This is a genomic window from Dietzia sp. DQ12-76 (assembly GCF_014145045.1).
Classification (GTDB): Bacteria; Actinomycetota; Actinomycetes; order Mycobacteriales; family Mycobacteriaceae; genus Dietzia.
Genome location: NZ_JAALDV010000144.1, coordinates 1 through 7,376 on the forward strand (window position 1 = coordinate 1; position 7,376 = coordinate 7,376).

The window sequence follows — 7,376 nt, forward strand, 5'->3', positions numbered from 1 at the left end:
ACGGGTTCGCCATGACGGGGCGGGAGCGGACCGCGGCGAGCTGACCGCGCTCGCGCTCCACCCATCCCCGCAGTGCGCGCGCGGTCCTGGCACGGGCGTCGGCGATCCTGCGACGTTCCTCGGTGACGTCCGGGACCACCCGTTTGGCGGCGTCGGTGGGGGTGGCCGCGCGCAGGTCGGCGACCAGATCGGACAGGGGTGAGTCCGGTTCGTGACCGATCGCGCTGACCACGGGCGTGCGACATCGCGAGATCGCCCGGACCAGGGCCTCGTCCGAGAACGGGAGCAGGTCCTCGACCGAACCGCCGCCGCGGGCGAGGATGATCACGTCGACGACGGGGTCGGCGTCGAGCTCGGCCAGCGCCTCCAGGATCTGGGGGACGGCCGACGGCCCCTGGACCGCGGTGTTGCGGACGGCGAACCGCACGTCCGGCCATCGTCCGCGGGAGACCTCGACCACGTCCCGCTCGGCCGCGCTCGCGCGGCCGGTGACCAGTCCCACACAGGTGGGGAGGAACGGCAGCGGGCGCTTGAGCCGCGGATCGAACAGGCCCTCGGCCGCGAGGGCCTGCTTGAGCCTCTCGATGCGGGCGAGGAGCTCGCCTATGCCCACCGGGCGGATCTCGGAGACCTGGAGCGAGAACGACCCACGACCGGTGTAGAAGCGGGGGGTCCCGCGGATCACCACCCGGCTGCCCTCGGTCACCGGCACCGGGGCCTCGGAGATGAGCCGGGGCGGGCAGGTCAGGGTGAGGGAATTGTCCACCGAGGGGTCGCGCAGGGTGAGGAACGCCGTCCGGGTGCCGGGGCGCAGGCTCAACTGGGTGATCTGGCCCTCGACCCAGACGGCACCGAGCCGGTGGATCCAGGCGGCGATCTGGTCCGAGACCACCCGGACCGGCCACGGCTGTTCGGGGGTGCTGGGGGACCTCGACGATCCGGCGGTCACGTGGCGCGTGGGGTGACGCGGCCGGTCGGGACATCGGGGTCGTCGCCGTCGGCCCCCGCGTCCCCGTCCGGGCCCGCCGCGGTGCCGTACCGGGCGCCGTCCCCGGGCGTGTCGAGATCCTCGTCGAACGTCGCCCATTCCGGGTGGTCCGACCGGGCGGGGAACACCGTCGCGAGCACCCGGTCTCCCTTGACCGCGAGCCCCGCGACGGTCTGGCCGGCGTGGAGATACGTCTGCACCAGGCTGCCGGCGACCTTCACCGGGACCGTCGGGAGCGAGACCGCCGCCTGGACCGCACGCCCGGGGAGCTCCGCGGCGTACTCGACCGCGGAGGCGGCGACACCGATGGAGACGCGGGTGAGGAAGAAGGGTCGGAGCATGGGAACCTCTCTGCCGGGGGGCGTCCGGGAGGCGTGATGGTCGGAATCCAGTATGAACCGTACCCTGGTGCCATGACCGAGCAGACCGACATGATCGCCGAACCGGCAACCAAGCGAGTGCTTCTCGCGGAACCGCGTGGCTATTGCGCCGGCGTCGACCGGGCCGTCGAAACGGTCGAGAAGGCCCTGGCCAAGCACGGTGCACCGCTGTACGTGCGCAAGGAGATCGTGCACAACAAGCACGTGGTGGAGTCGTTCACCGACCAGGGCGTGATCTTCGTCGACGAGACGGACGAGGTCCCGCACGGCTCGAACCTGGTGTTCTCGGCCCACGGGGTCTCCCCGGCCGTCCGCGAGAGCGCCCTGCAACTGGAGTTGAACACGTTCGACGCGACCTGCCCGCTCGTCACCAAGGTCCACACCGAGGTCAAGCGCTTCGCCCGGGAGGGGTACCTGATCCTGCTGGTCGGCCACGAGGGCCACGAGGAGGTCGAGGGAACCGCGGGCGAAGCGCCCGACGTGGTGACCCTCGTCGACGGCCCCGAGTCCGTCGACGCCCTGGACATCCCCGTCGACGCCGAGAAGTTGATCTGGCTCTCGCAGACCACCCTCAGCGTCGACGAGACCATGGAGACGGTCCGCCGTCTCAAGGAGAAGTACCCGACGCTGATCGATCCGCCGTCGGACGACATCTGCTACGCGACGCAGAACCGGCAGGTCGCGGTCAAGACCATGGCACCGCAGTGCGACCTGGTGATCGTGGTGGGGTCGAGGAACTCGTCCAACTCGGTCCGGCTCGTCGAGGTTGCCCTGCAGGCCGGTGCGCGCGACGCCCACCTGGTGGACTACGCCAAGGAGATCGACACCTCCTGGCTCGAGGGCGTCACCACGGTCGGGGTGACCTCTGGCGCCTCCGTGCCCGAACTGCTGGTGCGCGGGGTGGTGGACCTGCTGGCCGACCACGGCTACAACGATGTGTCCTCGGTGCGGACCGCGCAGGAGACCATCACGTTCTCCCTGCCCCGCGAGCTCCGGGTCCCCAAGAAGGTCTAGAGCGGCAGGGGAGTCACCGGCGCGCGTGCGCCGGAGCCGCCCGCCGCCGATGGGCCGGTGCCGGGCGGGTGCGCCGGGGTTCCAGGACGAACGCCCGGATCAGCGCGATCGCGACCACCACGAGTGTGGTGGTGAGCATCAGCGGGAACCTGGTCGCCAGCGGCAGGACCATCGAGATCATCTGCGACCGCGAGAAGGCCGCCGCGCTCAGGCCCGCCCCCGCGATCACCGAGGCCAGCGGGACCAGTACGGACATGATGATCGGCGGCTGAATTCCGGCGACGAACAGTGCGCGACGCGAGACCGCCAGCACCGCGATCAGGCAGCCGAGGAAGTACCCCACGGTGAAGCCGGTCCCCAGGGCCCCGGAGAGCGAATCGATCGCCACCCCGGTGAGCGTGACGGCGACCGCGAGCAGGACCGCCGACCAGGCGGGGAGCCCACGTACGGTCGAGACGACGGACCTCTCGTCCGCGGGGACCCGTCCGCTCCTGCGTGTGTTCACGGGATGAGACTCTAACCGTCGAGTCGGCGAGCGAGGAATCTGCCGAAGCGCCGCAGCACGTTGGGCTTGCTCTCCGAAGGCGAGGGTCGGTTGCCGTACACGGCGTGGGGATCGACCGGACCCGTGGGAGGATTCGCGTGGTCGGTCGACGGGTCCTCGGCGTTCGGGTCGGGCGGGACCACCTCGTCGTCGTCGATCGGCAGGGTCCCCACCACCGACCCACTCTCACCGGTCGCCTCGACCGACCCGCTGTCGGGTGCCCCGTGGGGGTGTCCCGGCCGGGTGTCCTTGATCCCCGCCATGATGGCGCTGCTGCTCTTGCGCAGTGGCGCGAACCTCGAACTGGACATCTCGCCGAGCCAGGCCGTCAGACGCCCCTCGTCGGTGGCGGACGCGAGGTCGGATGCCGTCACGTCCCCGGTCCGCAAGTCGATCTGCTCACCGAGGTACCGGAGCATCACGGCGGCCACCGCCAGTATCGGCACCGCGAGGAACGCCCCGATGATGCCGAAGAGGGTGCCACCGGCGGCCACGCCGAGCAGGATCACGACGGGGTGCAGGTTCATCGCCCGCGACTGGAGGATCGGCTGGAGGATGTTGCTCTCGAGCTGCTGCACCGCGATGATCACGACGAGCACGATGATCGCGGTGGTCAGGCCGTTGGCCACCAGCGCGATGAGCACAGCCAGCGCGCCGGCCGTGAAGGCACCGACGATCGGGATGAATCCGGCCAGGAAGGTGATGACCGCCAGCGCCCACGCCAGCGGTACGCCCAGGATGACCAGTGCCAGGCCGATGAAGAAGGCGTCGACGAACGAGACGATCGCCTGCGCGCGGATGTACCCGCCGAGGGTGTTCCAGCTGCGGGTGAGGACCTCGGTGAGGTGGCGACCGGCGTTGCGGCCGGCGATCCGGCGCACGAACGGCAGGAACCGGGGGCCGTCCTTGATGAAGAAGAACGTGAGCACCAGGACCAGCACGAAGGTGATGAGGAGTGAGCCCACCGCGGTGACGCCGGTGAACACACCGTTGGCGATCTGGTCGCCCCGGTCCTGCAGCGTCGAGCTGAGCTGGCCCAGCACGCTGTCGAGCTGCTCGTCCCTGATGTTCAGGGGCGGGCCCCGGAGCCAGTCCTGGACCTCGCCGATCGCCTCGGAGGCCTGGTCCGCCAACTGGACGCTCTGATCGATGATCGACGGGGCGATCAGGGCGAGGATGCCCGCGACGGCCCCGAGTGAGCCGAGGAGGGAGATGAGCGCGGCAAGCGCTTTGGGGACGCCGTGGCGGGTCATCCACCCCGTCGGGGGCCAGAGGACCGTCGCCACGATGAGCGCGAGCAGGATCGGTAGGATGCCCACCCACAGCGCGCCACCGATCTGGCTGAGCAGCCATCCCGCGATGAGGAGGATGGCCAGGCGCAGCGCCCAGTCGGTGACCCAGCGCCCGCCGAGGCCGATGAGGACGGACCGGTCGACGTACTCCTCGTCTGTCCCGACCGGGGGAGGCGGTTTCGGCTCGTCGCTCATGGCACACATCCTGTCAGAGGTCTCGCCGACGCGCTCCCTGTGACCGCCAGGGGTGGCGGGCAGCGGGGACGCGGGGCCCGGGCCGTAGACTCAGGCCTCGTGAGTCTCACCCTCGGAATCGTCGGACTGCCCAATGTCGGTAAGTCGACCCTGTTCAACGCCCTGACGAACAACGACGCGCTGGCCGCGAACTACCCGTTCGCCACGATCGAGCCGAACATCGGGGTCGTGGACCTGCCGGACCCCCGACTGGCCCGGTTGGCCGAGATCTTCGGCTCCGAGCGGATCCTGCCCGCGGTGGTGTCCTTCGTGGACATCGCCGGGATCGTCAAGGGTGCCAGCACCGGTGAGGGGATGGGCAACAAGTTCCTCGCCAACATCCGCGAGGCCGAGGCCATCTGTCAGGTCGTGCGCGTGTTCGACGACCCGGATGTGATCCACGTCGACGGCCGCGTCGACCCGATGGCCGACATCGAGGTGATCGCCACCGAGCTGATCCTCGCGGACATGGAGACCCTCGAGAAGGCCGTTCCGCGCCTGGAGAAGGAGTCCCGCAAGGACAAGTCCCTGGTGCCGCAGCTCGAGGAGATCCGCAAGGCCCAGGCCGTGCTCGAGGACGGCCGGACCCTGTTCCAGGCGCAGGACGAGGTGGACCGCACACTGCTGCGGGACCTGCACCTGATGACGGCCAAGCCCTTCCTCTACGTCTTCAACGCCGACGAGGCCGTGCTCACCGACGCCGGGCGTCAGGCCGAGCTGCGCGCCGCGGTGGCTCCCGCCGACTGTGTGTTCCTCGACGCCAAGGTCGAGTCCGAGCTCCGCGAGCTCGACGAGGCCGACGCCATGGAGCTGCTCGAGTCGATCGGCCAGGAGGAACCGGGCCTGAACGCGCTCGCCCGCGCCGGCTTCCACACCCTGGGCCTGCAGACCTACCTGACAGCCGGGCCCAAGGAGTCGCGCGCCTGGACTATCCGCAAGGGCGACACCGCTCCCAAGGCCGCCGGCGTGATCCACACCGACTTCGAGAAGGGCTTCATCAAGGCCGAGATCGTGTCGTTTGACGACCTCGACGCCGCCGGGTCCATGGCCGCCGCGAAGGCCGCCGGCAAGGTGCGCATGGAGGGCAAGGACTACGTCATGGCCGACGGCGATGTGGTGGAGTTTAGGTTCAACGTCTAGACGGCCTTCTATGACGGAGTCGGACGACCTTGTCGCTGTTCCGTGCCCGTCTGGCGACTCAGGTCGGGCTCAACCCCGCCAGAACCACCTCGAGTAACTGATCCCGGTCGCTGCCGTCCCCGAGCCGCACAGCGTGTTCGACTCCGCAGACGAGTCGCTGAACCTGGTCGAGCGAGATGTCCGGCCGCACAGCTCCCGCGGCAATCGCGTTGGTGAGTGTCGTCTGCGCGAGGCCGAAGAGTTCGTCGCGGAGGCCGCGCACCGCGGTGGAAGTCTCGTCCGAGAGCAGCATGAGTTGTAGACCCTCGTGCTGGAGTTGTCGGGTGGCCGTCTCCCGCACGAGCTGCGTGAAGGCACGGCTTGGGTCGGGTTCCTCGGCGGCGGCCCGGGCCTTGTCGACGAGTTGGTCCAAGGCCTCCAGGGTGAGTGCCTCGACCAGTGCGGTCACCGTCGGGAAGTGGCGGTAGACGGTGGCCACGCCCACGTCCGCCTGACGGGCGAGGTCGTTGAGGCGGAGCTCGGAGATCGGCTGCCTGCGCGCGGCCTCGAGGATCTTGGCGCGGGACCGTGCGGCGTCTGATCTGAGAGTGGGCACAGGCACACCCTACCAAAGTGGACTTTCTATCCGTTTCGGCGCTATCCTCTAAGTGGATAGACCATCCACTTAGAGGAGTTCATCATGACCTGGGATCCCACCCGCCTACCAGACCTCGCCGGGCGCGTCTATGCCGTGACCGGTGCGACCGGGGGTATCGGTTACTTCGCTGCTGAGCAGCTCGCCGCCGCTGGCGCGCAGGTGATCCTCGCGTCGCGGTCAGCTCGGAAGATCGAGGTGGCCGCGGCGGCGATCCGGGGTCAGGTGCCTGACGCCATCACCGGGTCCGTCCCCTTCGATCTCACGTCACTGGACTCTGTTCGCGAGGGCGCTGAACGGCTAGCGGTTCTGCCACGGTTGGACGGCATTTTCCTGAACGGGGGTCCCATGGAGTTCTCCGCCCGGGCGAGGACGCAGGATGGCCTGCCCCTCATGGTCGGGGCCCACACGGTGTCCAATGTCGCTCTGGTCGCGAGGCTTCTCGACGCGTACTCGTCTCAGAATCGCGATCATCCCCTCAGGATCGTCCATGCCTCCACCGGGTTCGTTCAGCGGTTCCGCATGGAGGTGACGGACGTCCGCGCCAGGCCTCGCACCGGTATCGGCGCCTACATCCTGGCGAAGACGCTCACCGAACTGTATGCCTATGAGCTGGACCGGCGAGTGCGTGCCGCCGGCCTCCCGATCGCGTCCATCGTCACGCGACCGGGCGTGGGTGTTGACGCCAAGACGCCGCAGCGTCCGGGGATCCGGGACTCCACCGTTGCCTACCGGCGGAACCCGTATACGCCGTGGGCGCAGGGAAAGGATGCGGCGGCGTGGTCGGGTGTGCGCGCGCTGGCGAGCCCTGATGCCGTCGGTGGCGAGTTCTACGGCCCGAGGAAGCTTGCCGGGCCCCCACTCCGTCTGTCCCCCTCACTCCACACGAGCGCTCCGGACCCGGGCATCGCAGAACGGCTCTGGGCCGGACTCCACGACCTCGCCGGCACGCAGGTGCGCTTCTAGCGTGCGGACCAGTCAGCGCGTGACCATCGGAGTGGCTGAGGACCAGGACGGCCACGCCTGCGCTCAGCAGGGCATCGAGGCCGTTTCACCGTCGCGACGGCAGCCCTCGTCGTCGTCACATCATGTCGCGTGAGGGACCTGATCACGGTGACGTGAGCCGCGCGATCAGCCGTTCGACCCGCCG

General features: G+C 69.4%; 8 protein-coding genes. 3 read left to right on the forward strand and 5 right to left on the reverse strand.

The window, feature by feature from the left end; all coding sequences use genetic code 11:
* Both xseA and G6019_RS06125 read right to left on the reverse strand, forming a co-directional pair.
* Nucleotides 1-949 (reverse strand): exodeoxyribonuclease VII large subunit (gene xseA, locus G6019_RS06120; protein ID WP_182627213.1); only part of this gene is annotated, 949 nt, incomplete at its 3' end.
* The gene (locus G6019_RS06125; RefSeq protein WP_107756796.1) at nt 946-1,329 is read right to left on the reverse strand and encodes a hypothetical protein; all 384 of its coding nucleotides are present in this window, start codon (nt 1,327-1,329) and stop codon (nt 946-948) included. The genes G6019_RS06125 and xseA, both read right to left, overlap by 4 nt.
* A 72-nt stretch (nt 1,330-1,401) precedes the next feature.
* On the opposite strand from G6019_RS06125, the gene G6019_RS06130 reads away from it, so the two are divergent.
* Nucleotides 1,402-2,382: a 4-hydroxy-3-methylbut-2-enyl diphosphate reductase gene (locus tag G6019_RS06130; RefSeq protein ID WP_182612950.1), complete on the forward strand. Its 981-nt coding sequence runs from the start codon at nt 1,402-1,404 to the stop codon at nt 2,380-2,382.
* Between the two features lie 13 nt (nt 2,383-2,395).
* Here the strand turns inward: G6019_RS06130 and G6019_RS06135 are convergent, their stop codons facing one another.
* Nucleotides 2,396-2,887 carry a DUF6542 domain-containing protein gene (locus G6019_RS06135; RefSeq protein ID WP_182612949.1) on the reverse strand — a complete coding sequence of 164 codons (492 nt, stop codon included), beginning with the start codon at nt 2,885-2,887 and terminating at the stop codon, nt 2,396-2,398.
* A gap of 11 nt (nt 2,888-2,898) precedes the next feature.
* Nucleotides 2,899-4,413 (reverse strand): AI-2E family transporter, encoded by a 1,515-nt coding sequence (locus tag G6019_RS06140; protein ID WP_182612948.1) that lies wholly within the window; start codon nt 4,411-4,413, stop codon nt 2,899-2,901.
* 99 nt (nt 4,414-4,512) lie between these two features.
* Here G6019_RS06140 and ychF point away from each other — a divergent pair, with 99 nt between their 5' ends.
* Nucleotides 4,513-5,592 carry a redox-regulated ATPase YchF gene (ychF, locus tag G6019_RS06145; RefSeq protein WP_107756793.1) on the forward strand — a complete coding sequence of 360 codons (1,080 nt, stop codon included), beginning with the start codon at nt 4,513-4,515 and terminating at the stop codon, nt 5,590-5,592.
* A gap of 58 nt (nt 5,593-5,650) precedes the next feature.
* On the opposite strand, the gene G6019_RS06150 is transcribed toward ychF, so the two are convergent.
* Complete coding sequence (locus tag G6019_RS06150) at nt 5,651-6,187, reverse strand: TetR/AcrR family transcriptional regulator (RefSeq protein ID WP_182612947.1); 537 nt, start codon at nt 6,185-6,187, stop codon at nt 5,651-5,653.
* A gap of 84 nt (nt 6,188-6,271) precedes the next feature.
* On the opposite strand from G6019_RS06150, the gene G6019_RS06155 reads away from it, so the two are divergent.
* Complete coding sequence (locus tag G6019_RS06155; protein WP_182612946.1) at nt 6,272-7,192, forward strand: SDR family NAD(P)-dependent oxidoreductase; 921 nt, start codon at nt 6,272-6,274, stop codon at nt 7,190-7,192.
* Nucleotides 7,193-7,376: the final 184 nt, after the last annotated feature.

Bases quoted from the DNA above. Each gene is read 5' to 3' on its own strand.
- G6019_RS06125 (WP_107756796.1), bottom strand. From the start codon at position 1,329: ATGCTCCGACCCTTCTTCCTCACCCGCGTCTCCATCGGTGTCGCCGCC.
- G6019_RS06130 (WP_182612950.1), top strand. From the start codon at position 1,402: ATGACCGAGCAGACCGACATGATCGCCGAACCGGCAACCAAGCGAGTG.
- G6019_RS06140 (WP_182612948.1), bottom strand. From the start codon at position 4,413: ATGAGCGACGAGCCGAAACCGCCTCCCCCGGTCGGGACAGACGAGGAG.
- G6019_RS06155 (WP_182612946.1), top strand. From the start codon at position 6,272: ATGACCTGGGATCCCACCCGCCTACCAGACCTCGCCGGGCGCGTCTAT.